This is a genomic window from Stenotrophomonas sp. NPDC077659 (assembly GCF_050268705.1).
Classification (GTDB): Bacteria; Pseudomonadota; Gammaproteobacteria; order Xanthomonadales; family Xanthomonadaceae; genus Stenotrophomonas.
This window is the reverse complement of record NZ_JBNNHG010000033.1, coordinates 1-23,225: the sequence shown is the minus strand read 5'-3', so window position 1 is coordinate 23,225 and position 23,225 is coordinate 1. Positions and strand designations below refer to the sequence as shown.

Here is a 23,225-nt window from a genome sequence, read left to right as displayed (position 1 = left end):
CTACCGGGTACCGCAGGCCTGTATCAGGCGCGGCGTTCCATCATCAGCTTCTTGATCTCGGCGATCGCCAGCGCCGGGTTCAGGCCCTTCGGGCAGGTCCGGGCGCAGTTCATGATGGTGTGGCAGCGGTACAGCTTGAACGGATCTTCCAGATCGTCCAGGCGCGCACCGGTGTCCTCATCGCGCGAGTCGATGATCCAGCGGTAGGCCTGCAGCAGGATCGCCGGGCCCAGGTAACGCTCGCCGTTCCACCAGTAGCTCGGGCAGCTGGTCGAGCAGCAGGCGCACAGGATGCACTCGTACAGGCCGTCCAGCTTCTTGCGGTCCTCCGGCGACTGCAGGCGCTCGCGGTCCGGCGGTGCCGGGGTCTGGGTGCGGATCCACGGCTTGATCGAGGCGTACTGCGCGTAGAAGTGGGTCAGGTCCGGAACCAGATCCTTGACCACGCTCATGTGCGGCAGCGGGTAGATCGGCACTTCCTTCTTGCCGCAGTCCGCGATGGCGCGGGTGCAGGCAAGGGTATTGGTGCCGTCGATGTTCATCGCGCACGAACCGCAGATACCTTCACGGCAGGAGCGACGGAAGGTCAGGGTCGGATCGATCTCGTTCTTGATCTTGATCAGCGCGTCCAGGACCATCGGGCCGCAGGCGTCCAGATCGATCTCATAGGTATCGGTGCGCGGGTTGCTGTCGTCGTCCGGACTCCAGCGGTAGATCTTGAAGGTGCGCAGGTTCTTGCCACCGCTCTTGGCGGGGAAGTGCTGGCCCTTGGTGACCTTGGAATTCTTGGGGAGTGAAAACTCGGCCATGGCTGCTCTCGTTGGCTCAGGCGGCCCGCGCCACCGGGGCGCGGATTGCATGGTAGGCGGGGATCGCGATCAGTACACGCGCGGCTTCGGCGGCACCACGTCGACCTCATCGGTCAGCGTGTACATGTGCACCGGACGGTAGTCGAAGCTGCACTTGCCCTTCTCGTCGACGGTGACCAGCGTGTGCTTGTGCCAGTTGACGTCGTCGCGGTCCGGGAAGTCCTCGTGCGCGTGCGCACCACGGCTTTCCTTGCGCTGTTCCGCCGAGTTGATCGTCGCCACCGCGTTCAGCAGCAGGTTGTTCAGCTCGTAGGTCTCGATCAGGTCCGAGTTCCAGACCAGCGAACGGTCGCTGACCTTCACGTCCTGGAACGAATCGAACACGGTGGCCATCTTCTCGCAGCCTTCCTTCAGGGTCTGGCTGGTGCGGAAGACGGCGGCATCGGCCTGCATCGTGCGCTGCATGCGGTCACGGATGACCGAGGTCGGCGTATCGCCGTTGGCGTGGCGCAGCTTGTCCAGCAGGCCCAGTGCCTTGTCGCAGGCATCGGCCGGCAGCGGCTTGTGCGGCGCGCCCGGCTTGATGGTCTCGGCGCAGCGGTTGGCCACCGCACGGCCGAACACCACCAGGTCGAGCAGCGAGTTCGAGCCCAGGCGGTTGGCACCGTGCACGGACACGCAGGCCGCTTCGCCGATGGCGTACAGGCCCGGTACCACGGCATCCGGGTTGTCGCCGACCTTGCGCACGACTTCGCCGTGGAAGTTGGTCGGGATGCCACCCATGTTGTAGTGCACGGTCGGGATGACCGGGATCGGCTGCTCGTGCACGTCGACGCCGGCGAAGATGCGGGCGCTCTCGGCGATGCCCGGCAGCTTCTCGTCGATGACGCCCGGGCCCAGGTGGGTCAGGTCGAGCAGGATGTGATCCTTGTGCTCGCCCACGCCGCGGCCTTCGCGGATCTCGATGGTCATCGAACGGGCCACCACGTCACGCGAGGCCAGATCCTTGTAATGCGGTGCGTAGCGCTCCATGAAACGCTCGCCGCTGCTGTTGCGCAGGATGCCGCCTTCACCGCGGACACCTTCGGTGATCAGGCAGCCGGCACCGTAGATGCCGGTGGGGTGGAACTGCACGAACTCCATGTCCTGCATGGCGATGCCGGCGCGCATGGCCAGGCCGCCACCGTCGCCGGTGCAGGTGTGCGCCGAGGTGGCGCTGAAGTACGCACGGCCGTAGCCGCCGGTGGCCAGCACCACGCCCTGGGCGCGGAACAGATGCAGCGTGCCGTCGGACATGTCCAGCGCCAGCACGCCACGGCACACGCCTTCGTCATCGAAGATCAGGTCGAGTGCGAAGTACTCGATCATGAAGCGCGCGTCGTGCTTGAGCGACTGCTGGTACAGGGTGTGCAGCATGGCGTGGCCGGTACGGTCGGCTGCCGCGCAGGTGCGCTGCGCCGCCGGGCCTTCGCCGTACTTGGTGGTCATGCCGCCGAACGGGCGCTGGTAGATCTTGCCTTCGGCGGTGCGGCTGAACGGCACGCCGTAGTGCTCAAGCTCGATGATGGCCGGAATGGCCTCACGGCACATGTACTCGATGGCGTCCTGGTCGCCCAGCCAGTCCGAGCCCTTGATGGTGTCGTAGAAGTGGTAGCGCCAATCGTCTTCGCCCATGTTGGCGAGCGCGGCGGAAATACCGCCCTGGGCAGCGACGGTGTGCGAACGGGTCGGGAAGACCTTGGTCAGGCACACGGTCTGCAGGCCCTTGGCGGCAAGGCCGAACGTGGCACGCAGGCCGGCGCCGCCGGCACCCACCACGACCATGTCGTACTTGTGTTCGGTGATCTTGTAAGCGGACATCTAGTCTGGATTCCTGTCTTGGTGCCTGGGCTCAGGCAACGCCGAGGGCGATGCGGCCCACCGCAAACACACTGACGATCATGCCGAGCACGGCGACGAACTTCACCGCGGTCTGCAGCACCAGGGCCAGCAGCGATTCGTGGATGTAATCTTCCAGCACGACCTGCATGCCGAGCTGTGCGTGCCAGAACATGGTGATCAGCAGGCCGATCAGCGGCACGGCATTCCACGGCTTGGCGATGGCGGCCACGGCCGTGGCGTAATCGGCGCCGGCCATGCGCACCACGAACACCAGGAACCACAGGCCCAGCACCACCAGGGCGGCGGCGGTCAGGCGCTGGTGCACGAAGTGCTCGGTGCCGGTCTTGGCCGAGCCAAGGCCGCGCACGTTCTTCAGCGGGGTACGGAACCTGCTCATGCGGCACCTCCGAACAACACGTAGGCCCAGACCAGCGCGGTGATCACCAGGCTGCCGAAAACCGAGATCCAGCTGCTGCGGACGAAGGCCGGAATGCTGAAGCCCACAGCGAAGTCCTGCACGATATGGCGGATGCCATTGCACAGGTGATAGGCGAACGACCATGTCCACGCAAACAGGAACACGCGGCCATACCAGGCCCCGGCATGACCGGTGAAGCAGTTCCAGGAATCGGGTCCCATCATCAGGGCCAGCAGGCCGGCAGCAATGATGAGGGCACCCACGGACAGAAAGACGCCAGTGGCTCGATGCAGGATCGAGGTGGCCATCTGAATCTGCCAGCGATACACCTGAAGGTGCGGGGAGAGGGGGCGTTGTCTGGTCGCCATTTCGCTGGGCTCGTTGTCTCGGCTGGGCGGCACGATGCCGCGTTGGCTCAATGCTGATCAGAAATCGATGCAGCGTCCGTTTTTCTCCCAATCGCCATACCGCACCGGATCAAGTCCGCCGCGGCCGCCGAATTCCTCTTCCGCCTCTGGTCGTTCCACGGGCACAGGTGCCGCAGGGACCAGCGGGGCTTCAGTTTCGTCGTCGGGAGTGGGGGTTGTTTGGCCTATCATGTTGGGTCTCGCAACGCACAAATTTTAGACCTCGTTCACGTGCCTGACAACCTGCCCCCTGCTTTCATCGGATATCCGCGCCTGCCCGGCCACCAGTTGCTGAGCCTGCAGGGCGCGGATGCGGCCGTTTTCGCCCATGCCCAGTTCAGCAGCGATGTGACCACCCTGCCCCTGCTGCACTGGCAATGGAGCGCCTGGTTGAGCGCCAAGGGCCGTACACTGGCGGTGTTCCAGCTGCTCAAGCTGGCCGACGACCACGTCATGCTGGTGCTTGCCGATGGCGACGCTGATGCGATTGCGTCGCAACTGCAGCGGTTCGTGTTCCGCCGCAAGGTGAAGCTGCAGGTGCATGCAGATCTGGTCACTGCAGGCGCCTTCACTGCGCCGGAAGCGGCCAGTGGCGCCGCCATCGCGCAGTGTGGCGAAGCAGGCTGGGAGCTGGACCTGGGCAGTGATGCCCTGCCGCGCACGTTGCGCATCGGGCCGGTTGAAGGATTCGCAGCCGGCAGCGACGCCGAGGAGAGCGCGTTTGCCCTGGCCTGGCGGCAAGCCGATCTGCGCTACGGCCTGCCGCGCCTGGAAGAGAGCCAGCGCGAAACGTGGACGCCGCAGCAGCTGGGCCTGGACCGGCTGAACGGCTACAGCGTGAAGAAGGGGTGCTACCCCGGCCAGGAAATCGTGGCCCGCACGCATTTCCTGGGCAAGGCCAAGCGCGCGGTGCAGCTGCTGCATACCGCAGCCCCGGCGCAGGCTGGCGATGGAGTGGAGCAGGACGGTGCGGCGCTGGGCAGCATTGCCAGCGTGGCTGGCGAGCTGGCCCTGGCGGTGCTGCCGCTGGAAACGAGCGACGCCGGACTGCAGGTGGACGGCGTGGCCGCGCAGCGCATGCCGCTACTGGACGGCCTGGCGCGCTGAGGTTTTACCCCCTATGAAGCAGCCGAGCGTGGGCTCGGCTCTACAAAATCGGGTGGGCGCGGACCGTTGGTCCGCACGCCGCCAAAGCAGCCGAGCATGGGCTCGGCTCTACAGAATCACAGGCGCTCGCCAGTCTCCGCATCGAAGAAATGCAGGCCCTGCGGGTGGATCGCCACGCGGATGTCCTCGCCCACGCCCGGCAGTGACTGCGGCGCCACGCGCATGGTCAGCGCATGCTGGCCACTGCTGAGGTTGACGAAGATCTCGTTGCCGACCGGTTCGATGCCCTCGATGCGCGCGGTGAACGCATGCGTATCGTCGGCAGCCGCAGGCTGCAGGTGTTCCGGGCGTGCGCCCACGGCAATCGGCTTCTGCAGCCACGCCGGGTCGATGGTGGCCTGGCCCAGCGGCGCACGCCAGTCGCCGTCGACCACGGTCACGCCGCCGGCGTCGCCCTGCAGCGTGCCGCGCAGCACGTTCATCGCCGGGCTGCCGAGGAAGCCGGCCACGAACAGATTGGCTGGGCGGTCGTACAGCGCCATCGGCGTGTCGATCTGCTGGATGATGCCGTCCTTGAGCACCACGATGCGCTGGCCCAGGGTCATCGCTTCCACCTGGTCATGCGTCACGTAGATCATGGTGGTGCCCAGCTTGCGGTGCAGCTGCGCGATTTCGGTACGCACGCTGTGGCGCAGCTTGGCATCCAGGTTGGACAGCGGTTCGTCCAGCAGGAACACCGCCGGTTCGCGCACCAGCGCACGGCCCAGCGCCACGCGCTGGCGCTGGCCACCGGACATCGCCTTGGGCAGTTTGTCCATCATCTCGGTCAGGCCCAGCGTCTGCGCGGCCTCTGCGATGCGCTTGTCGATGGTGGCCTTGTCATGGCCGCGCAGCTTCAGGCCGAAGGCCAGGTTCTCGGCTACGGTCATGTGCGGATACAGCGCATAACTCTGGAACACCATGGCGATGTCGCGGTCCTTCGGCGCCACATCGTTGACCACGCGGTCGCCGATGGTGAGCGTGCCGCCGCTGATCTCCTCCAGCCCCGCCACCATCCGCAGCAGGGTCGACTTGCCACAGCCCGACGGACCGACCAGTACCATGAGCTCGCCATCGGCGACCTCGAAGGTGGCGTCCTTCACCGCGACCTGGCCGTTGTCGTAGACCTTGCGCACACCCTGCAACTGCACTTTTGCCATATCAATCTATCCAGTCCGCCCGACGCCGGGCTGTCATTGGGGACTGCCTCGGCCCTCCCGATGGCAGTGGTGATTGCGCGGTTGCCGCATGACGGCGACCACTGCAATCGAATACAGTTGCCCATTCTGCCATGTAAACGTTTTCACGTGGCACTATCCGAACGTCGGTGCGCGCCGATCTGCTTCGATGACCAGACGAACGGTCATCGTGGTAGTGGTTTCGAACGGAACGGTCTTCCGGCCTGCCGGACATCCGCCCCCCGGCGAGCCTCGGACAGACAGTAGCGCGGATGTCCCCTGAACCCAGCCATGAAGCGATTGACAACGATGTCACCCGGATCTGAAACTCGAGCGATGCACGACACCCTCTTCCTGTTCGGTGCCACAGGTGATCTGGCCCAGCGCTACCTGTTCCCCTCGCTGCTGCGCCTGCTTGGCGACGGCCTGCTGCCGGAAGACTTCCGCATCCGTGCGCTGGCCCTGTCCGGCCATGACACCGAAGCCTTCCATGACATCCTGCGCCCGCGCCTGCAGCAGGCCATGCCGATGGCCAGCCAGGAGGACATCGCCTCCCTGCTGCGCCGCATCGACTACCGCTCGGTGGACCTGCGCGACGTCGACTCGGTCGCCGCTGCGGTCTCCGATCTGGTCGACCGCCGCTGCGTCAGCTACCTGGCCATCCCGCCGGGCCTTTACATCTCCACCTGCGAAGGGCTTGCCAAGGGCGGCGCGCTGGCGGCACCTGCGCGCCTGATGCTGGAAAAGCCGATCGGCAGCGACAGTGAAAGCGCCGAAGAGATCATCAGCACCATCGGCCAGTGGATCGACGAAGACCGCGTGTTCCGCCTGGACCACTATCTGGGCAAGGCGGCGGTGCAGAACCTGATCGCGCTGCGCTTCGGCAACACGCTGCTGGAAGCGGTGTGGAACCGCAACTACATCGAGTCGGTGCACATCCTGGTGGCCGAGAGCGAAGGGGTGGACGGCCGTGACGCGTACTACGCCCGCTCCGGCGCGCTGCGCGACATGGTCCAGAGCCACATCCTGCAGTTGCTGTGCATGGTCGCGATGGAGCCGCCGGCCTCGCTGGAAGCCGACCGCATCCGTGACGAAAAGGTCAAGGTGCTGCGCGCCCTGCGCCCGCTCGATGCCAAACATGCCGCCCGTGACAGCATCCGCGGGCGCTACACCGCCGGCAGCATCAACGGCCAGCCGGCCCAGGCTTACCAGCCGCCGGAAGGCAGCGACGTGGAAACCTTTGCCGGCGTCACCGCGCATATCGACAACTGGCGCTGGAGCGGCGTGCCGTTCCACCTGGTCACCGGCAAGCGCCTGCCCGAGCGCACCACCCGCGTGGTGGTCACGCTCAAGCCTGTCACCCATTGGCTGTTCGAGCGCCCGCAGCGTGAGCAGGCCGCACCGAACCGCCTGGTGTTCCAGCTGCAGCCGCAGGAAAACATCGAACTGGGCCTGATGAGCAGCCTGGCCGGGCCCGAGTGGGGCGCACTGGAACTGCAGCCGCTGGAACTGGAACTGTCCGTGCCGACCGGTCTGCACCGCCGCATCGCCTACGAACGACTGTTCCTGGATGCCTTCAACGGCAACCACACCCTGTTCGTGCGCGATGACGAGGTGCGCGCCGCGTGGGCCTGGATCGACAGCGTGGCCGATGCCTGGAAGGCTGCCAAGCTGCCGCTGGCACCCTACCCTGCCGGCCAGTGGGGCCCGGACAACGCCGCCGGTTTCCTGCCGCAGGGCGTGGACGCACCGGACAGCGGAGCATCGGCATGAGTGTCGCCAGCCAGCCCGTGCTGGTCGCCGACATCGGCGGCACCAACGCCCGCTTCGCCCTGGCCGATACCTCGCTGGACGCGCCACTGCAGAAGGACAGCATCGGCGAATACGCGGTGGCTGAATTCCCCTCGCTGGGCGATGCCGCGCGCCACTACCTGGAACAGGCCGGCGCCACCGCACGCCGCGGCGTGTTCGCGGTGGCCGGCCGCGTCGACGGCGATGAAGCGCGTATCACCAACCACCCGTGGGTGATCTCGCGCAGCCGCACCGCCGCCATGCTCGGCTTCGACGAACTGCACCTGATCAACGACTTCGCGGCGCAGGCGATGGCTGTGGGCCTGCTGCAGCCGCATGATGTGGTCCAGATCGGCGGCGCGCACTGGACCCCGGCCGCACCGGGCGAGTCGCGCAACTACGGGGTGATCGGTCCCGGCACCGGCCTGGGGGTTGGGGGTCTGATCGTGCGTCACGGCCGCAGCTATCCACTGGAAACCGAAGGCGGTCACGTCAGCTTCCCGCCCGGCACGCCGGAGGAGATCCGCATCCTGCAGATCCTGTCCGAGCAGTTCGGCCGCGTCTCCAACGAACGCCTGATCTGCGGCCCCGGCCTGGTCAACATCCATCGCGCCGTGTGCGAGATGGCCGGTTTCGATCCGGGCCAGCTGCAGCCGGCCGACGTCACCGCCCGCGCTGCCCTGGGTGACCCGCAGGCCATGCGCACGGTGGATGTCTTCTGCGCCGTGTTCGGTGCCATCGCCGGCGATCTGGTGCTGGTGCAGGGCGCCTGGGATGGCGTGTTCCTTACCGGCGGCCTGGTGCCGAAGATGCTCGACTCGCTGCAGCATTCCGGCTTCCGCCAGCGCTTCGAACACAAGGGCCGGTTCTCTTCGATCATGGCGCGGGTGCCGTCGCTGGCCATCATGCACCCCTGCCCCGGCCTGCTGGGCGCCGCCGCCTACGCTGCCGACGCTGAACGTGACGCCCCAGGAGTTGCCGCATGAGCCCGACCTTCCACGACGACCGCATCGATTTCATCCACCATGGCGATGCCGATGGCTGGATCGAAGCCGTGGCCGCCGAAATGGCCCAGGCGATCAACCGTGACATCACTGAAGTGGGCCGTGCCCGCATCCTGCTGTCCGGCGGCACCACGCCGGCACCGGTGTACCAGGCGCTGGCCGAACTGGACGTGCTCTGGGACCGGGTGGAAGTGAGCCTGGCCGATGAGCGCTGGCTGTCGCCGCAGGATCGCGACAGCAATGCCTGGCTGGTGCGCGAACACCTGCTCAAGCGCGCCGAGGGTGCACACTTCGATCCGCTGGTGCGCGTTGGCAAACCGTTGGCCGAATGCGTGTACACCGCCAACCTGCAGGCCCAGCACAGCCAGGCGCCAAGCCTGGTGGCACTGGGCATGGGCAATGATGGCCACACCGCCTCGCTGTTCCCGGGCTCGAAGGATCTGGCCCGTGCGCTGGAAAGCACCCTGCCCTACGCGGCGCTGGATGCCACCGGCTGCCCGGGCGCGAACCAGTGGCCGCTGCGCATCACCCTGACCCCGCATGGCCTGCGCCAGTGCCGCCAGCGCCTGCTGCTGCTGCGTGGCAAGCAGAAGCTGCAGGTCCTGCGCCACGCGCTGGACAGCAATGATGCCCAGCAGTACCCGATCCTCAATGCGATCAACCTGGACGGCGCGCGCCTGCGCGTGCACTGGGCTGATTGACGTCGGCGGCGGCGCCCGCCGCCGCTTGCCTCTCGCCACCTTGAACGCTGGTAGCCAATGAGCCTCCATCCGCAACTGCAAGCCATCACCGATCGCGTCATCGCCCGCAGCGCCGCCTCGCGCGCCGCCTATCTGGCCGCGATCGACGCCGCCCTGCGCGATGGCCCGTTCCGCAGCCGCCTGAGCTGCGGCAACCTCGCTCACGGCTTCGCCGCCTGTGGCAGCACCGACAAGAGCCGCCTGCGCGGCGGTGTGACCCCGAACCTGGGCATCATCACCGCCTACAACGATATGCTGTCGGCGCACCAGCCGTTCGAAAACTATCCCGAGCAGATCCGCGGGATCGCCCGCGAACTGGGCGCCACCGCACAGGTGGCCGGCGCAGTGCCGGCGATGTGCGACGGCGTCACCCAGGGCCGCGGCGGCATGGAACTGTCGCTGTTCTCGCGCGATGTCATCGCCCAGGCCACGGCTGTCGGCCTCAGCCATGACATGTTCGACACCACCATCCACCTCGGCGTGTGCGACAAGATCGTGCCGGGCCTGCTGATCGGCGCGCTGGCCTTCGGCCACCTGCCGGCCGTGTTCGTGCCGGCCGGCCCGATGACTCCCGGCATCCCCAACAAGCAGAAGGCCGAAGTACGCGAGCGCTATGCCGCCGGCGAAGCCACCCGCGAAGAACTGCTGGAAGCCGAGTCCGCCTCGTACCACGGCGCTGGCACCTGCACCTTCTACGGCACGGCCAATTCCAACCAGGTGCTGCTGGAAGCGATGGGCGTGCAGCTGCCGGGCGCGTCGTTCGTCAACCCGGGTACGCCGCTGCGCGATGCCCTGACCCGCGAAGCCACCGAGCGTGCGCTGGACATCACCGCGCTGGGCGACGACTTCCGTCCGCTGGGCCGCATCATCGACGAGCGCGCGATCATCAACGCGGTCATCGCGCTGATGGCCACCGGCGGTTCGACCAACCACACCATCCACTGGATTGCCGTGGCCCGCGCGGCCGGCATCGTGCTGACCTGGGACGACTTTGACGAGCTGTCGCAGCTGATCCCGCTGCTGGCCCGCGTCTATCCGAACGGCGAGGCCGATGTGAACCGCTTTGCTGCGGCCGGTGGCCCGGCGTTCGTGTTCGGCGAGCTGATCAAGGCCGGGCTGATGCACGGCGATATCGTCAGCGTGGCCCGTGGTGGCATGGCCGACTACGCACGCGAACCGCAGCTGCGCGACGGCAAGCTGGTGTACCTGCCGGGCCTGGAACGCAGCGCCGATGAAGACGTGGTGCGCAGCGTCGACAACCCGTTTGAAAGCCAGGGTGGCCTGCGCCTGCTGCGCGGCAACCTGGGCAAGTCGCTGATCAAGCTGTCGGCGGTGAAGCCGCAGTACCGCACCATCGAGGCACCGGCCGTGGTGGTCGATGCGCCGCAGGTGCTGAACAAGCTGCACGCCGGCGGCCTGCTGCCGGAGCATTTCGTCGCCGTGGTGCGTTACCAGGGCCCGCGTGCGAACGGCATGCCTGAACTGCATTCGCTGGCGCCGTTGCTGGGCCTGCTGCAGAACCAGGGCCGGCGCGTGGCGCTGGTGACCGACGGCCGCCTGTCCGGTGCCTCGGGCAAGATCCCGGCGGCGATCCATGTGACGCCGGAAGCGGCGCGCGGTGGTCCGCTGGCCAAGGTGCGCGAAGGCGACATGATCCGCCTGGACGGCGAAGCCGGCACGCTGGAAGTGCTGGTGGATGCGGCCGAGTGGGCGGCACGTCCGCTGGCGCCGAACACGGCACCGGCGGCGCACGATCTGGGCCGCAATCTGTTTGCGATCAATCGTCGCGTGGTGGGCCCGGCGGACCAGGGGGCGATTTCGATTTCTTGCGGGCCGGCGGCGGCGGATGGTGGGCCGTGGGATTACGACGCCGAGTACGAGTTGGGGAACGATGCCGCGGCGGCGGCGGCGCCGCATGAGGCAAAAGACGCCTGAAGCGAAAAGCCGCGGCAGGCTTCCCGGCTTGGGCAGTAGAGCGCCCTGGCCGGGACACGCCGTAAACCCATCCATGGGGGCTCGGTCGCGGCATCCATGCCGCTCACGGCCCCGGCCAGGGCGCTCTACTGCCCTTGGACAATTCCCGGCGCGTCATTTGCGCTGCGGCCACTGAATCAAGAAGAGCAAAGGCAAGGGCAAAAGCATGGGTATCGAACAACATCAGGTGAAGGCGGCGGAACTGCTGCGTGCGGCGGGCATCCTGCCGGTGGTGACGATTCATACGCTGGACCAGGCGCGCGCGGTGAGTGCGGCGCTGCTGGAAGGTGGCCTGCCGGCCATCGAGCTGACGCTGCGTACGCCGGTGGCGATGGAAGCGCTGGCGATGCTCAAGCGTGAGCTGCCCGATGTGGTGGTGGGCGCGGGCACGGTGCTGACCGTGGAGCAGATGCAGCAGTCGATCGATGCGGGTGCGGATTTCCTGGTGACGCCGGGTACGCCACCGCTGCTGGCCGACGCGCTGGCCGCGGCACCGCTGCCGGTGGTGCCGGGGGCGGCTACGCCGACCGAGCTGTTGTCGCTCTACGCGCGTGGCTTCCGTGTGTGCAAGCTGTTCCCGGCCACGGCCGTGGGTGGCCTGGCGATGATCAAGGGCCTGGCCGGTCCGGTTGCCGATCTCAAGCTGTGCCCGACCGGTGGCATCACCGAAAACACCGCCGCCGAATACCTCGAGCAGAAGAACGTGGTCTGCATCGGTGGCTCATGGATGGTGCCGGGCAACTGGATCGCCGGCGGCGAGTGGGACAAGGTGCGCGCCAGCGCCGCCGACGCCGCGAAGATCATCAAGCGCGTCCGCGGCCACTGAGCCCGACAGCGGTGTAGAGCCGAGCCCATGCTCGGCTCCAGCATCATCAGGGGTCAGATCCCTGTCCTGCGGAAAGGGATCCGACCCCGGTGTACAGCCGACGCTGTTACAGCGGCCGTGCCGGATCCACCAGCCCGTACTGGCTGGCCATGCGCGCCAAGGCGATGTTGTCGCTGATCCCCATCTTCTCGAACAACCGCGCCTTGTGCGTGTTCACCGTCTTCGCACTCAGGCTGAGCCGCCGCGCGATGTCTTCCTGGCGCAGGCCCTGGGTCAGCAGCAGCGCCACTTCCAGCTCGCGCGGCGACAACGTATCGAACGGCGAGGCATTGCCCTCCACCGTCGACAGCGCGAGGTTCTGCGCGATGCTGGTGCCGAGGTAACGGCGGCCGGCAGCCACGTCACGCACCGCACGCAGCAGCTCCTGTGCATCGCAGCCCTTGCCGATGTAACCGGCCGCGCCGGCCTCCAGCAGGCGCTTGGGCAGCGGACCGTCTTCCAGCACGGAAACGATCACCACGCGCGTGGCGCGATGGCCACGGACGATGCGCTCGGTCACTTCCATGCCACTGACACCCGGCAGGTGCAGGTCGCACAGCACCACGTCCGGCAGCAGCTGGCGGATCTCGCGCAGGCCATCTTCCCCGGTCTCGGCTTCGCCCACGACTTCAATGTCGGCTTCACCCGACAGGATCATCTTCATACCGGTGCGGACCAGCGCGTGGTCGTCCACCAGGTAGACTCGAATCGTCATTCACGTACCTCATCGAATGCGGCCATTGCGGGCCACGCTAGGCAGGGCATCCGAGCACTGCAAGCAAGATGACGGCGCAAAAACAGCGTTCTGCCTTGCGCATCACATTCTTCGCACATCGATGTTGCCCCCTGTCCCACAGAATCCGTTTACAACGAAACAACCTGCTCCCGCGTCGACGTCCCCGAAGGGGCATCCACGTCACTCCCCTGCAGCGATCGCTCCGGCGGCCGCTGCTGGCGGCGAACCGCGGTGCCGCCAAGGTTGCCGGCGACTGAACATGACCAGATAGCACCCTACCACCCAAACCAGTGCCGCACACCATCCGGCGAGGATATCGGAGGGGTAATGCACCCCCAGGTACACCCGCGACAGGCTGACCAGCAGGCTGAACAACGGCGCCAGGACCAGCACAGGCCAGCGCCAGCGGGTGTTCCAGGCCAGCAGCACCAGGGTCGCGGCCAGGGTCATGCTGCCCATCGCATGGCCACTGGGGAAACTGAACGTCGATTCCGGCGCGATCGATTCCCACAGACTGGGGCGGTCGCGCTGGAAGAACTGCTTGCTGCCCATGTTCAGCAGGGCCGAGCCGACAAAGCACACCGCCACGAAGGTCGCCTCACGCCAGCGCCGCCGCCACAGCAGCGCGCCAACAATCAGCACATCGGCGGGAATCAGGAACCACTCGTAGCCCAGTTTGGACAGCAGCACGAAGAAATGGTCCAGCCACGGCGAATGCAGCCCGTGCATCTGCCACAACAGCGGGGCGTCGAAATGGAACGACTCGAATTCGTGGACTTCGTCGGCCAGGGCGACAAAACCGGCCAAGGGCAGCAGCACGCCGGCAAACAGCAGCAGCAGGCGCCACGTGTTGCGGCCCATCCAGTGACGGAAGCCGGAGGCCGGTTCCGGCGCGGACAGGATCGCCGGCTTACCCGGCGATCCGGACATACTTCTGTTCGACGTATTCGTCGATCAGGGCAACGAACTCCTGGGCGATGTTGTCACCACGCAGGGTCACCTTCTTCTCGCCATCGACAAATACCGGCGCTGCCGGCGTTTCGCCGGTACCCGGCAGGGAGATGCCGATGTTGGCGTGCCGCGATTCGCCCGGACCGTTGACGATGCAGCCCATCACCGCCAGCGTCATGTTCTCCGCACCGGGGTGCTGCACCTTCCAGACCGGCATCTTCTCGCGCACGTGGTTCTGCACGACCTTGGCCAGTTCCTGGAAGAATTCGGAAGTGGTGCGGCCGCAGCCCGGGCAGGCGGTGACCAGCGGGGTGAAAGCGCGCTGGCCGGTGGTCTGCAGCAGTTCCTGGGCGACGATCACTTCCTGCGTCCGCGACTGGCCCGGCTCGGGCGTCAGCGAGATGCGGATGGTGTCACCGATGCCTTCCTGCAGCAGCACGCTCAGCGCTGCCGCCGAAGCAACGATGCCCTTGCTGCCGATGCCGGCCTCGGTCAGGCCCAGGTGCAGGGCGAAATCGGAACGCTGGGCCAGGTCACGGTAGACCGCGATCAGTTCCTGCACGCCGCTGACCTTGGCCGAGAGAATGATGCGATCACGCGGCAGGCCGATTTCCACAGCCTGTTCGGCCGAATCCAGCGCCGAGCGGATCAGCGCCTCGCGCAGCACGCGGCCGGCGTCCCAAGGCTGTTCGCGATGGTTGTTCTCGTCCATCAGCTTGGCCGCCAGGGCCTGGTCCAGCGATCCCCAGTTGGCGCCGATGCGTACCGGCTTGTTGTAGCGGATCGCGAACTCGATCAGCTGGGCGAACTGCAGGTCCTTCTTCTTGCCGAAGCCGACGTTGCCCGGGTTGATGCGGTACTTGGCCAGCGCTTCGGCACAGGCCGGTTCGGCGGTCAGCAGCTGGTGACCGTTGTAGTGGAAATCGCCGATCAGCGGCACGTCGATGCCCATCATCGCCAGCTTGTCGACGATGCGCGGAATGGCCGCGGCCGCTTCCACCGTATTGACCGTCAGTCGAACCATTTCCGAACCGGCCCGCCACAACTCGGCCACCTGCTTCACGCTGGAGGCCACATCGGCGGTGTCGGTGTTGGTCATCGACTGCACCACCACCGGCTTGCCGCCACCTACGGTAACCCCGCCGATCTGGACGGCATGGGTCTGGCGACGGGACCAGGCGGTGGCATCGGAGGGTTGGGTCGGGCGGGTGACGGCGTCGTGCATGGGCGCATTCTACCGCCCAGCCCCACATTCCGGGCGATTCGCATTCAGCCTTCGGCACATCTGCGGCCGATTGTCGCAGGCAGGCGCGTTCGTGAACGCATACGATGGGCACGCATGACCGGTCCCGACGCCCCGTTTCTACGAACCCTGTGCAGCCTGCGCTGGCTGGCCGTGGGCGGTCAGGCGGCGACGATCCTGGTGGCCACCCTGGTACTGGGCCTGCCGTTGCCGCAGCTGCCGCTGTGGGCAGGCGTGGCCGTGCTGGCCGTCTTCAACCTGTACACCCAGTTGCGCCCGGAGCCGGATGACACCGCGCCGCTGACCGCGTTCGGCCACATCCTGGTCGATGTGATCATCCTGACCTGGATGGTCGGCTGGAGCGGCGGCATCGCCAATCCATTCGGCTCGCTGTTCCTGATCCTGATCGCCCTGGCCGCCTTTGCCCTGCCCCTGCGCTGGGCCCTGGCCGTGGCCACCGCCTGCCTGCTGGGCTATGCCGCCAGCGGCCTGTTCGGGCAGCCGCTGCCGACAGGTTATTTCCGCGCGCTCGATCTCAATCGCTGGGGCGTGGTCACCAACTTCCTGCTGTCGGCCGCGGTGGTACTGACCTTCTCCACGCGCCTGGCAAGGGCTCTGCGTGTGCGCGAACTGGAACTGTCGGCGCTGCGCGAGCGCTTCGCCCGCAACGAAGGCATCGTGGCCCTGGCCACCCATGCCGCGTCGGTGGCGCACGAACTGAATACCCCGCTGGCCACCATGACCCTGCTGGCCGACGACGTGGCCGAGCGCAGCGAGGAACCGGAAGTGCGCGAGGACATGGAAACCCTGCGCGAACTGCTGGTGCAGTGCCGCGAGCGGGTGCTGGCGCTGGCCGCACCGGCATCGGCAGACGGCCCCGGCCGCGGTCACTCCAGCGCCCAGCAGGTGCTGGAACAGTGGCGCCTGGTGCGCCCGACCATTGATCTGCACCGCAATGACGATGCGCCGCTGCGCCTGCCGCTGGACCCGGGCGTGGGCCACCTGCTGATGGTGCTGCTGAACAATGCCGCCGACGCTGGCGAGCAGGCCGGGCGGCCCCGAGTGGATCTGGACCTGCGTATGGAAGGCGAGGATCTGATCGGCGAAGTCCGTGACTACGGCCACGGCTTCAATGCGCGCGCCGCCGTGCTGCCGGGCAGGCTGTTCGGCAGCAGCAAGAGCGAAGGCATGGGCGTGGGCCTGGCCCTGTCCCATGCCACCATCGAACGCCTGCACGGCGAGATGTGGATGCGCCCTGCCCAAGGCGCCGGCAGCCGCGTCAGCTTCCGCCTGCCACTGGCTCCCCAAGAGGAAACCCCATGAGTGCCTCACCCCTCGGCCTGCTGGTCGACGACGACGAACTGTACCTGCGCACCCTGCAGCGCAGCCTGGCCCGCAAGGGGCTGGAGACGCAGACCGCGCAGGATGCCGCCAGCGCGCTGGCCTTGGCGCGCCCACACCCGCCGGCATTTGCACTGATCGATCTGAAGCTGGGCAGCGATTCCGGCCTGGCGCTGATCCAGCCGCTGCGTGCCCTGCGCGCGGACATGCGGATCCTGCTGGTGACCGGCTATGCCAGCATCGCCACTGCGGTGGAGGCAATCAAGCTGGGGGCGGACGACTACCTGCCGAAGCCGGCGACGGTGCCGATGATCCTGCGTGCACTGGGCGAAGAGGACGACGGCCCGGCCGATGACGGTGAAATGGAAGTGCCCGACGCGATGACGCCGATCAGCCGCCTGCAGTGGGAACACATCCAGCAGGCGATGCACGAGACCGGCGGCAATGTCTCGGCGGCCGCACGGTTGCTGGGCATGCACCGGCGCTCGCTGCAGCGCAAGCTGGCCAAGCGGCCAAGCCCCGAGCGCGACCCGAGCCGGTGACGCGGCGCCGACCTGCAGCGGTAGTGCCGGCCGCTGGCCGGCACCACCTGTCACTTATTCGCCGAGTGCCACACGGATCGCCGCAAGCTTGTCGCGATTCTTCTTGTGCGAGCTGTAAAGGTGATTCACCAGGTGCTGCAGTTCTTCTACGACTTCGGCGAATCGCTTCTTGTCCTGGGATTTCAGGGTGGTCAATTCATTGATTCGATTGGTGATCGTGCGCTTGACGCCGAGAGCACTCTGCCCGCCTGAGCCGTAGACGATCCAGTAAATATCGACATATTCGGCGTCGGGATAGATTTTCTTGAACTGCGTCCAGATATCCACAATCGTCTTGCCTTCAGAGGCAAGCGCCTTGATACGCTTCTTGTCTTCCTTCGAGATTTCCATGTTCCCCCTGCTCCATGAGTGCAGTTGCATCCAGATTGCTGCTTCGGCGGGATGCCGAAGTGCATCGGGTCTGCAATTTTTGCAGATCACGTTCAGCTATGACAGAGCGCGAGGAAACCAACTCCAGTTTCCGGCGAATTCCTTGCATTCAGTGCAATTGCTGCAGCGTGTGGATGCCGATCAGTGGCCGACGGTTGGTGCCACAAGCTGAGCAAAGCAGTCGAGCATGGCTCGACTCTACAAAAGCCAGGGATGCCGGCCAGCGGCCGGCACTACCAGTGCGTCAGCCCTTCAGCTGGGCCAGGATCTCGCGGGTCATCGGATCGGCGACGGCCACATCCTCACCCTGCAGCGCGGGCAGCAGGCCGCTGGCCAGCTGCTTGCCCAGTTCGACGCCGAACTGGTCGAAGGCGTTGATGTTCCAGATCACCGACTGCACGTACACGGCGTGTTCGTACATGGCGATCAGCGCACCCAGCGCCTGCGGGGTCAGCGCGTCGAGCAGGATCAGCGTGCTCGGGCGGCCCCCCGGATAATCGCGGTGCGGGTCGTCGCTGCTCTGGCCGTTGGCCAGCGCTTCGGTCTGCGCCAGCAGGTTGGCCAGCAGCGCCTGGTGGTTGACGGTGTACGGATCGTCGTTGTGCACACAGCCGATGAAGTCGGCCGGGATGATGCTGGTGCCCTGGTGCAGCGCCTGGAAGAAGCTGTGCTGCACGTCGGTGCCCGCCCCGCCCCACCACACCGGCACGGTGTCGGTGCCGACCGGCTGGCCGTCGCGCTGCACGCGCTTGCCCAGGCTTTCCATCACCAGCTGCTGCAGGTAGGCCGGCAGCAGCGCCAGGCGCTGGTCATAGGTCATCACCGCGTGCGTGGCATGGCCCAGCACGTTGCGGTTCCAGATGTCGGTCAGGCCGTGCAGCACCGGCAGGTTACGCTCCAGCGGCGCATCCAGCGCATGCGCGTCCATCTGCGCGGCACCTTCCAGCAGCTGTTCGAAACGCTCAAAGCCTATGGCCAGCGCGATCGGGAACCCCACCGCCGACCACAGCGAGTAACGCCCGCCCACCCAGTCCCACATCGGCAGCACGCGATCAGCGGCGATGGCGAAGGCCTTGGCCGCGCGCTCGGGGTTGGCGCTGACTGCGTACAGGCGGTCGCTGCCGCCCAGCCAGTCGTGCAGGATCTGCCCGTTGAGCAGGGTTTCCTGGGTGCCGAAGGTCTTGGAAATGAGGATGCCGGCGGTCTTGGCCGGATCCAGCGTGGCCAGCGTGCGCTGCATCGCGGCGCCGTCCACGTTCGACACGAAATGCACGCGCAGGCGCGCGCCGCTGACCGGGCGAAGTGCATCGGCCACCAGGCGCGGGCCCAGATCCGAACCGCCGATACCGACGCTGACCACGTCGGTTACGCCGCTGTCTTCCAGCGCGCGCACCAGCACGCCCATGCGCTGGCGGATCCCGCGCGCGGTGGCATAGGCCTCGGCGGCAACCGGCGCATCGACCACGTCGCCACGCAGCGCGGTGTGCAGTGCGGCGCGACCTTCGGTCAGGTTGACCTGCTCACCACGGAACAGGCGGGTGATGGCGCCGCCGACATCACGATCGGCGGCCAATGCCAGCAGAGCCTGCAACGCCGCGGCATCGTATTTCTGCCGGGCGAAGTTGACGTACAACGGACCGACCCGCAGCGCCAGATCCTGCACGCGGCCAGGTTCGGCGGCGAGCAGGCTGGGGATGCTGGCGCCCTTCAGGCGCTGGGCGTGGGAATGCAGCGAGTCGAATCCGTTGTTCGTTGTCATGCGGCCTGGGTCGGGATCGTGTCGTTGGTGTGGGTGATCTGGTTGTTGCCGTCCACGTACACCAGCTTCGGCTTGAAGCTGTCGGCTTCCTGCTCGGTCATGCTGGCGAACGCGGCGATGATGATGATGTCACCGACCTGTACGTGGCGTGCAGCACCACCGTTGAGCGACACCACGCCGCTGCCGGCTTCGGCGCGGATGGCGTACGTCGAGAAGCGCGCACCGTTGGTCACGTCCCAGATGTGCACCTGCTCGAACTCGCGGATGCCCGTGGCGGCCAGCAGGTTGTCGTCGATGGCGATCGAGCCTTCGTAGTTCAGCTCGGAATGGGTGACGGTGGCGCGGTGGATCTTGGTCTTCAGCAGGGACAGGTGCATGGCACGGCACAACGCAAAGGAAAGCGTGGATTCTAGCACCCGCGCAACGCGGGGCATCACCACCGGCAATCCGTTCAGGTAGCGCCGGGCCGTGTCCGGCGAGCGCAGCGGCAGCAGACGGTGGTCCGCCGGGCATGGCCCGGCGCTACCCATCGTGCGGAACTCAGAATTCCAGATTGTCGATCAACCGGGTGCTGCCCAGGCGGGCGGCGATCAGCGCCACCCGGCCGCCGCCATCGAAGGTCGGCTCGGCCAGTTCGGGCGTGCGCAGCACCGCGTAGTCGACCTGGAAACCGGCCGCCTGCAACGCGGCGGCGGCATCCGCCTCGATCTGTGCACGCGACTGCCCGGCCACGTAGCCTTCGCGCATGCCCAGCAGCGTGCGATGGATCGTCGTGGCCAGCGGCCGCTGCCCGGCGTCCAGATACTGATTGCGCGAGCTTTTGGCCAGGCCATCGTCATCCCGCACGATCTCGGCTCCGACGATCTGGATCGGGAACGACAGTTCGGCCACCATCTGCTTGATCACCGCCAGCTGCTGGTAGTCCTTGCGGCCGAACACGGCCACGTCCGGCTGCACCTGCAGGAACAGGCGTGTGACCACCGTGCAGACCCCATCGAAGTGCCCCGGGCGGCTGGCGCCCTCCAGCACTTCGCTGACGCCCGGCGCGTGCATCTGTGTGGTCCTGTCCACGCCCAGCGGGTACATCACCTCGACGCTGGGCAGCCACACCGCATCGCAGCCGACCTGTTCCAATCCAGCCACATCGGCCTCGGGCGTGCGCGGGTAGCGGCTGAAGTCTTCGTTGGGCCCGAACTGGGTCGGGTTGACGAAGATGCTGGCCACCACCTTGTCGGCATACTGCCGCGCCAGGCTCACCAGCGAATGATGGCCGCCGTGCAGGTTGCCCATGGTCGGCACCAGCGCCACCCGCAGGCCTTCCTGCTTCCAGTGCGCGATCTGCGCGCGCAGTGCGCCAAGTTCGTTGAAGGTCTGGATCATTGGGCGTACGCGTGCTGTTCGTCGGGGAAGCTGCCGTCGCGCACGGCATCGGCATAGGCGCGGGTGGCACCGGCCACCGAACCGCCTTCGGCCAGGAAGTCCTTGACGAACTTCGGACGGCGATGGCCGCTGTCCAGGCCGATGAAATCGTGCAGCACCAGCACCTGGCCATCACAGTGCGGGCCGGCACCGATGCCGATGGTCGGCACGTCGACGGCGGCGGTCACTTCGGCGGCCACCGGGGTCGGCATGCACTCGAGCACGATCAGCGCGGCACCGGCGGCGGCCACTGCCTTGGCATCTTCCACCAACTGGCGCGCGGCATCGCCACGGCCCTGGATCTTGAAGCCGCCCAGGCGCAGCACCGACTGCGGGGTCAGGCCCAGGTGCGAGCACACCGGAATCTCGCGCTCGACCAGGTAGCGCACGATGTCGACCTTGAAGCCAGCCCCCTCGATCTTGACCATCTCCGCGCCGGCCTGCAGCAGCTGCAGCGAAGCGTCCAGCGCGCGCTCGGGGGTGGCATCGGCGCCGAACGGCAGATCGGCTACCAGCAGCGCACGCTGCAGCACGCGGGACACCGCGCGGGTGTGGTAGACCATGTCGGCCACGGTGACCGGCAGCGTGGAATCATGACCCTGCACGACCATCCCCAGCGAATCGCCGATCAGGATCAGGTCCACGCCGTTGGCGTCGAAGGTGCGGGCGAAGCCGGCGTCGTAGGCGGTCAACATGACCAGCTTCCGGCCATTGCGCTTGGCCTCGGCCAGGGCGGGAACGGTCCAGGGCTTGCTGTCTGCGTGGGTACTCATGTGCTGATAACCGGGGGAGATAACCCGGCCATTATCACCCTATCGGCGCGATCCCGCAGGCATCGACCCGCATCACTGCATCCTGCACACGCCCATGGCCGGGAATGGCCAGATCCGGTGCGATTTCGGCCAGCGGCACCAGCACGAAGGCACGCTCATGCAGGTAGGGATGCGGCACCTGCAGGCCGGGCTCATCCAGCACCTGCGCGCCGTACAGCAACAGGTCCAGGTCCAGCGCGCGCGGGCCCCAATGCACGGCTGGGTCGCGTACGCGACCGAACTGCTGCTCCAGTGCCAGCATCGCCTGCAGCAGATCACCGGCAGCCAGGGTGGTTTCCACCCCGGCGACCGCATTGACGAACGGCGGCTGGTCTTCGTTGCCCCAGGCCGGTGTGGCGTAAAGGCCCGAGGCCCGCCGCAGCTGCGTGCCGGGCAGGCCATCCAGCGCGGCGATGGCCGCGCGGACGGTGGCGGCCGCGTCGCCCAGGTTGGCCCCCAGGCCGATCCAGGCAAGGGTCATGGCTTACTCGGCGGCGCCGCCGGCAGCCGCGCCGGTGCGACGACGACGGCGGCGACGCTTGCGCGGTGCCCCACCCTCTTCGTCGCCACCGTCGGTGTGCAGAGCATCCAGCGAGGATTCAAGCTCATGCCCGGACTGCGCCTGCGCCTCGCGCCAGAACGCCACATCCGCTGCGTGCTCGGCCGAGGCGACCTGGCGCAGGGCCAGGAAATCGAACGCAGCGCGGAAGCGCGGATGGGTCAGCGTGCGGAACACGCGCTTGCGCTGGCGCGAGCTGAAACGCGACTGCAGCAGCCAGATTTCCTGCATCGGCAGCGAGAAACGGCGCGGCAGGGCGATGGTGCTCAACTGCTGCACGGTGACCCGGTCGGCGGCGCGACGCTGCGCTTCTTCCGGTGCCACACCCTGCTTGAGCAGGCTGGCCTGGGCGCGGCAGTAGGCCGGCCACAGCAGCAGCGCGAACAGGAAGGCCGGCGAAACGGGCTCGTCGTTGGCCACGCGCGCATCGGTGTTGGCCAGGCCTTCCACCAGCATGCGGCGCAGCGCGCCGGTGCGGTTGGACTTCAGCGCTTTGCCGCTTTCCGGGAACAGCACATCGAACAGGCCATAACGTTCCAGACCTTCAAAGCTGGCGACGCCATGCCCGGACAGGAACAGCTTCAGCACCTCTTCGAACAGCCGCGCCGGGGCGGCTTCGTTGAGCAGGCCGGCCAGGTGCGGGATCGGTGCGGCCGTGCCCTCTTCGATCTGGAAGCCGAGCTTGGCAGCCAGGCGCACCGCGCGCAGCATGCGTACCGGATCTTCCTGGTAGCGCTGCACCGGGTCGCCGATGAGCTTCATCAACCGCGCCTGCACGTCTTCAAAGCCACCGGTGTAATCGCGCACCGAGAAATCCTCGATGGCGTAGTACAGGGCATTGCAGGTGAAGTCGCGGCGGACGGCATCGTCTTCGATGGTGCCGTACACGTTGTCGCGCACGAGCATGCCGTTTTCCATTTCGCGGTCGCCGCTGCCGTCATCGCTGTTGGCGCGGAAGGTGGCGACTTCGATGATCTCGCGGCCGAAGACCACGTGGGCCAGGCGGAAACGGCGGCCGATCAGGCGGCAGTTGCGGAACAGCTGCCTGACCTGTTCGGGCGTGGCATCGGTGGCCACGTCGAAATCCTTGGGTTGGCCATTGACCAGCAGGTCGCGCACCGCGCCGCCCACAAGGTAGGCGCCGAAGCCGGCATCGCGCAGGCGGTACAGCACGCGCAGAGCATTCGGGCTGATGTCCTTGCGGGAGATCGTGTGCTGGTC

The 23,225-nt window shown here is 67.0% G+C and carries 24 protein-coding genes; 8 read left to right on the top strand and 16 right to left on the bottom strand.

What is annotated here, in order from left to right:
- Positions 1-23: 23 nt before the first annotated feature.
- The 5 genes from ACQKDV_RS07320 to ACQKDV_RS07300 form a co-directional block, all read right to left on the bottom strand.
- Positions 24-809 (bottom strand): succinate dehydrogenase iron-sulfur subunit, encoded by a 786-nt coding sequence (locus ACQKDV_RS07320; RefSeq protein WP_079221505.1) that lies wholly within the window; start codon positions 807-809, stop codon positions 24-26.
- A 69-nt stretch (positions 810-878) separates the two neighbouring features.
- Positions 879-2,669, bottom strand: a complete 1,791-nt coding sequence (gene sdhA / locus ACQKDV_RS07315; RefSeq protein WP_427783093.1) for a succinate dehydrogenase flavoprotein subunit — start codon at positions 2,667-2,669, stop codon at positions 879-881.
- A gap of 31 nt (positions 2,670-2,700) precedes the next feature.
- Positions 2,701-3,087 carry a succinate dehydrogenase, hydrophobic membrane anchor protein gene (gene sdhD / locus ACQKDV_RS07310; protein WP_324809615.1) on the bottom strand — a complete coding sequence of 129 codons (387 nt, stop codon included), beginning with the start codon at positions 3,085-3,087 and terminating at the stop codon, positions 2,701-2,703.
- Positions 3,084-3,476, bottom strand: coding sequence for a succinate dehydrogenase, cytochrome b556 subunit (sdhC, locus tag ACQKDV_RS07305; RefSeq protein ID WP_108749284.1), 393 nt, complete (start codon positions 3,474-3,476; stop codon positions 3,084-3,086). The genes sdhD and sdhC overlap by 4 nt, the downstream gene beginning before the upstream one ends.
- 57 nt (positions 3,477-3,533) lie before the next feature.
- On the bottom strand, positions 3,534-3,707 hold the full coding sequence (locus tag ACQKDV_RS07300) for a DUF1674 domain-containing protein (RefSeq protein ID WP_427783092.1): 174 nt from the start codon (positions 3,705-3,707) through the stop codon (positions 3,534-3,536).
- A gap of 39 nt (positions 3,708-3,746) precedes the next feature.
- Here ACQKDV_RS07300 and ACQKDV_RS07295 point away from each other — a divergent pair, with 39 nt between their 5' ends.
- Positions 3,747-4,622 (top strand): YgfZ/GcvT domain-containing protein, encoded by an 876-nt coding sequence (locus ACQKDV_RS07295; protein ID WP_427783091.1) that lies wholly within the window; start codon positions 3,747-3,749, stop codon positions 4,620-4,622.
- A gap of 116 nt (positions 4,623-4,738) precedes the next feature.
- On the opposite strand, the gene ACQKDV_RS07290 is transcribed toward ACQKDV_RS07295, so the two are convergent.
- On the bottom strand, positions 4,739-5,821 hold the full coding sequence (locus tag ACQKDV_RS07290; RefSeq protein WP_427783090.1) for an ABC transporter ATP-binding protein: 1,083 nt from the start codon (positions 5,819-5,821) through the stop codon (positions 4,739-4,741).
- A gap of 354 nt (positions 5,822-6,175) precedes the next feature.
- On the opposite strand from ACQKDV_RS07290, the gene zwf reads away from it, so the two are divergent.
- The 5 genes from zwf (at position 6,176) to eda (ending at position 12,174) form a co-directional block, all read left to right on the top strand.
- Positions 6,176-7,612 (top strand): glucose-6-phosphate dehydrogenase, encoded by a 1,437-nt coding sequence (gene zwf / locus ACQKDV_RS07285; RefSeq protein ID WP_427783089.1) that lies wholly within the window; start codon positions 6,176-6,178, stop codon positions 7,610-7,612.
- A complete protein-coding gene (gene glk / locus ACQKDV_RS07280; RefSeq protein ID WP_427783088.1) occupies positions 7,609-8,616 on the top strand; it encodes a glucokinase in 1,008 nt (335 codons plus the stop codon). Before zwf ends, glk begins: the two co-directional genes overlap by 4 nt.
- Positions 8,613-9,335 carry a 6-phosphogluconolactonase gene (gene pgl, locus ACQKDV_RS07275; RefSeq protein ID WP_427783087.1) on the top strand — a complete coding sequence of 241 codons (723 nt, stop codon included), beginning with the start codon at positions 8,613-8,615 and terminating at the stop codon, positions 9,333-9,335. Before glk ends, pgl begins: the two co-directional genes overlap by 4 nt.
- 57 nt (positions 9,336-9,392) lie before the next feature.
- Positions 9,393-11,309, top strand: coding sequence for a phosphogluconate dehydratase (gene edd / locus ACQKDV_RS07270; RefSeq protein ID WP_427783086.1), 1,917 nt, complete (start codon positions 9,393-9,395; stop codon positions 11,307-11,309).
- Positions 11,310-11,514: 205 nt separating this feature from the next.
- Positions 11,515-12,174: a bifunctional 4-hydroxy-2-oxoglutarate aldolase/2-dehydro-3-deoxy-phosphogluconate aldolase gene (eda, locus tag ACQKDV_RS07265; RefSeq protein ID WP_427783085.1), complete on the top strand. Its 660-nt coding sequence runs from the start codon at positions 11,515-11,517 to the stop codon at positions 12,172-12,174.
- A 106-nt stretch (positions 12,175-12,280) separates the two neighbouring features.
- Here eda and ACQKDV_RS07260 read toward each other — a convergent pair whose 3' ends face one another.
- The 3 genes from ACQKDV_RS07260 to ispG all read right to left on the bottom strand — a co-directional run bounded on the left by ACQKDV_RS07260 (position 12,281) and on the right by ispG (position 15,125).
- Positions 12,281-12,928, bottom strand: coding sequence for a response regulator (locus ACQKDV_RS07260; RefSeq protein WP_079221493.1), 648 nt, complete (start codon positions 12,926-12,928; stop codon positions 12,281-12,283).
- A gap of 201 nt (positions 12,929-13,129) precedes the next feature.
- Positions 13,130-13,879: a phosphatase PAP2 family protein gene (locus ACQKDV_RS07255; protein WP_427783084.1), complete on the bottom strand. Its 750-nt coding sequence runs from the start codon at positions 13,877-13,879 to the stop codon at positions 13,130-13,132.
- Entirely contained in the window at positions 13,860-15,125 is a 1,266-nt protein-coding gene (gene ispG / locus ACQKDV_RS07250) for a flavodoxin-dependent (E)-4-hydroxy-3-methylbut-2-enyl-diphosphate synthase (RefSeq protein WP_427783083.1), read from the bottom strand. Before ispG ends, ACQKDV_RS07255 begins: the two co-directional genes overlap by 20 nt.
- Before the next feature lie 114 nt (positions 15,126-15,239).
- On the opposite strand from ispG, the gene ACQKDV_RS07245 reads away from it, so the two are divergent.
- Both ACQKDV_RS07245 and ACQKDV_RS07240 read left to right on the top strand, forming a co-directional pair.
- On the top strand, positions 15,240-16,466 hold the full coding sequence (locus ACQKDV_RS07245) for an ATP-binding protein (RefSeq protein ID WP_427783082.1): 1,227 nt from the start codon (positions 15,240-15,242) through the stop codon (positions 16,464-16,466).
- The gene (locus ACQKDV_RS07240; RefSeq protein WP_427783081.1) at positions 16,463-17,026 is read left to right on the top strand and encodes a response regulator transcription factor; all 564 of its coding nucleotides are present in this window, start codon (positions 16,463-16,465) and stop codon (positions 17,024-17,026) included. Before ACQKDV_RS07245 ends, ACQKDV_RS07240 begins: the two co-directional genes overlap by 4 nt.
- Before the next feature lie 54 nt (positions 17,027-17,080).
- Here the strand turns inward: ACQKDV_RS07240 and ACQKDV_RS07235 are convergent, their stop codons facing one another.
- From ACQKDV_RS07235 to pcnB, 7 genes are all read right to left on the bottom strand, one after another.
- Entirely contained in the window at positions 17,081-17,416 is a 336-nt protein-coding gene (locus tag ACQKDV_RS07235) for a hypothetical protein (protein ID WP_427783080.1), read from the bottom strand.
- Between the two features lie 283 nt (positions 17,417-17,699).
- Positions 17,700-19,214 (bottom strand): glucose-6-phosphate isomerase, encoded by a 1,515-nt coding sequence (gene pgi, locus ACQKDV_RS07230; protein ID WP_427783079.1) that lies wholly within the window; start codon positions 19,212-19,214, stop codon positions 17,700-17,702.
- Positions 19,211-19,591: an aspartate 1-decarboxylase gene (gene panD, locus ACQKDV_RS07225; RefSeq protein WP_006432456.1), complete on the bottom strand. Its 381-nt coding sequence runs from the start codon at positions 19,589-19,591 to the stop codon at positions 19,211-19,213. Before panD ends, pgi begins: the two co-directional genes overlap by 4 nt.
- A 163-nt stretch (positions 19,592-19,754) precedes the next feature.
- Entirely contained in the window at positions 19,755-20,594 is an 840-nt protein-coding gene (gene panC / locus ACQKDV_RS07220) for a pantoate--beta-alanine ligase (RefSeq protein ID WP_427783078.1), read from the bottom strand.
- A complete protein-coding gene (gene panB, locus ACQKDV_RS07215) occupies positions 20,591-21,406 on the bottom strand; it encodes a 3-methyl-2-oxobutanoate hydroxymethyltransferase (protein WP_427783077.1) in 816 nt (271 codons plus the stop codon). The genes panC and panB overlap by 4 nt, the downstream gene beginning before the upstream one ends.
- A 34-nt stretch (positions 21,407-21,440) precedes the next feature.
- Positions 21,441-21,926: a 2-amino-4-hydroxy-6-hydroxymethyldihydropteridine diphosphokinase gene (gene folK, locus ACQKDV_RS07210; RefSeq protein WP_427783076.1), complete on the bottom strand. Its 486-nt coding sequence runs from the start codon at positions 21,924-21,926 to the stop codon at positions 21,441-21,443.
- Between the two features lie 3 nt (positions 21,927-21,929).
- Positions 21,930-23,225 (bottom strand): polynucleotide adenylyltransferase PcnB (gene pcnB, locus ACQKDV_RS07205; protein ID WP_427783075.1); only part of this gene is annotated, 1,296 nt, incomplete at its 5' end.

What these genes read in the sequence shown, in the direction of transcription:
- ACQKDV_RS07240 (WP_427783081.1), top strand. Translation starts at nt 16,463, where the DNA reads ATGAGTGCCTCACCCCTCGGCCTGCTGGTCGACGACGACGAACTGTAC.
- ACQKDV_RS07300 (WP_427783092.1), bottom strand. Translation starts at nt 3,707, where the DNA reads ATGATAGGCCAAACAACCCCCACTCCCGACGACGAAACTGAAGCCCCG.
- ACQKDV_RS07245 (WP_427783082.1), top strand. Translation starts at nt 15,240, where the DNA reads ATGACCGGTCCCGACGCCCCGTTTCTACGAACCCTGTGCAGCCTGCGC.
- zwf (WP_427783089.1), top strand. Translation starts at nt 6,176, where the DNA reads ATGCACGACACCCTCTTCCTGTTCGGTGCCACAGGTGATCTGGCCCAG.
- ACQKDV_RS07290 (WP_427783090.1), bottom strand. Translation starts at nt 5,821, where the DNA reads ATGGCAAAAGTGCAGTTGCAGGGTGTGCGCAAGGTCTACGACAACGGC.
- pgl (WP_427783087.1), top strand. Translation starts at nt 8,613, where the DNA reads ATGAGCCCGACCTTCCACGACGACCGCATCGATTTCATCCACCATGGC.
- edd (WP_427783086.1), top strand. Translation starts at nt 9,393, where the DNA reads ATGAGCCTCCATCCGCAACTGCAAGCCATCACCGATCGCGTCATCGCC.
- eda (WP_427783085.1), top strand. Translation starts at nt 11,515, where the DNA reads ATGGGTATCGAACAACATCAGGTGAAGGCGGCGGAACTGCTGCGTGCG.
- folK (WP_427783076.1), bottom strand. Translation starts at nt 21,926, where the DNA reads ATGACCCTTGCCTGGATCGGCCTGGGGGCCAACCTGGGCGACGCGGCC.
- ispG (WP_427783083.1), bottom strand. Translation starts at nt 15,125, where the DNA reads ATGCACGACGCCGTCACCCGCCCGACCCAACCCTCCGATGCCACCGCC.
- sdhD (WP_324809615.1), bottom strand. Translation starts at nt 3,087, where the DNA reads ATGAGCAGGTTCCGTACCCCGCTGAAGAACGTGCGCGGCCTTGGCTCG.
- ACQKDV_RS07255 (WP_427783084.1), bottom strand. Translation starts at nt 13,879, where the DNA reads ATGTCCGGATCGCCGGGTAAGCCGGCGATCCTGTCCGCGCCGGAACCG.
- panB (WP_427783077.1), bottom strand. Translation starts at nt 21,406, where the DNA reads ATGAGTACCCACGCAGACAGCAAGCCCTGGACCGTTCCCGCCCTGGCC.
- ACQKDV_RS07320 (WP_079221505.1), bottom strand. Translation starts at nt 809, where the DNA reads ATGGCCGAGTTTTCACTCCCCAAGAATTCCAAGGTCACCAAGGGCCAG.
- ACQKDV_RS07235 (WP_427783080.1), bottom strand. Translation starts at nt 17,416, where the DNA reads ATGGAAATCTCGAAGGAAGACAAGAAGCGTATCAAGGCGCTTGCCTCT.
- panC (WP_427783078.1), bottom strand. Translation starts at nt 20,594, where the DNA reads ATGATCCAGACCTTCAACGAACTTGGCGCACTGCGCGCGCAGATCGCG.
- glk (WP_427783088.1), top strand. Translation starts at nt 7,609, where the DNA reads ATGAGTGTCGCCAGCCAGCCCGTGCTGGTCGCCGACATCGGCGGCACC.
- panD (WP_006432456.1), bottom strand. Translation starts at nt 19,591, where the DNA reads ATGCACCTGTCCCTGCTGAAGACCAAGATCCACCGCGCCACCGTCACC.
- ACQKDV_RS07260 (WP_079221493.1), bottom strand. Translation starts at nt 12,928, where the DNA reads ATGACGATTCGAGTCTACCTGGTGGACGACCACGCGCTGGTCCGCACC.
- pgi (WP_427783079.1), bottom strand. Translation starts at nt 19,214, where the DNA reads ATGACAACGAACAACGGATTCGACTCGCTGCATTCCCACGCCCAGCGC.
- sdhC (WP_108749284.1), bottom strand. Translation starts at nt 3,476, where the DNA reads ATGGCGACCAGACAACGCCCCCTCTCCCCGCACCTTCAGGTGTATCGC.
- sdhA (WP_427783093.1), bottom strand. Translation starts at nt 2,669, where the DNA reads ATGTCCGCTTACAAGATCACCGAACACAAGTACGACATGGTCGTGGTG.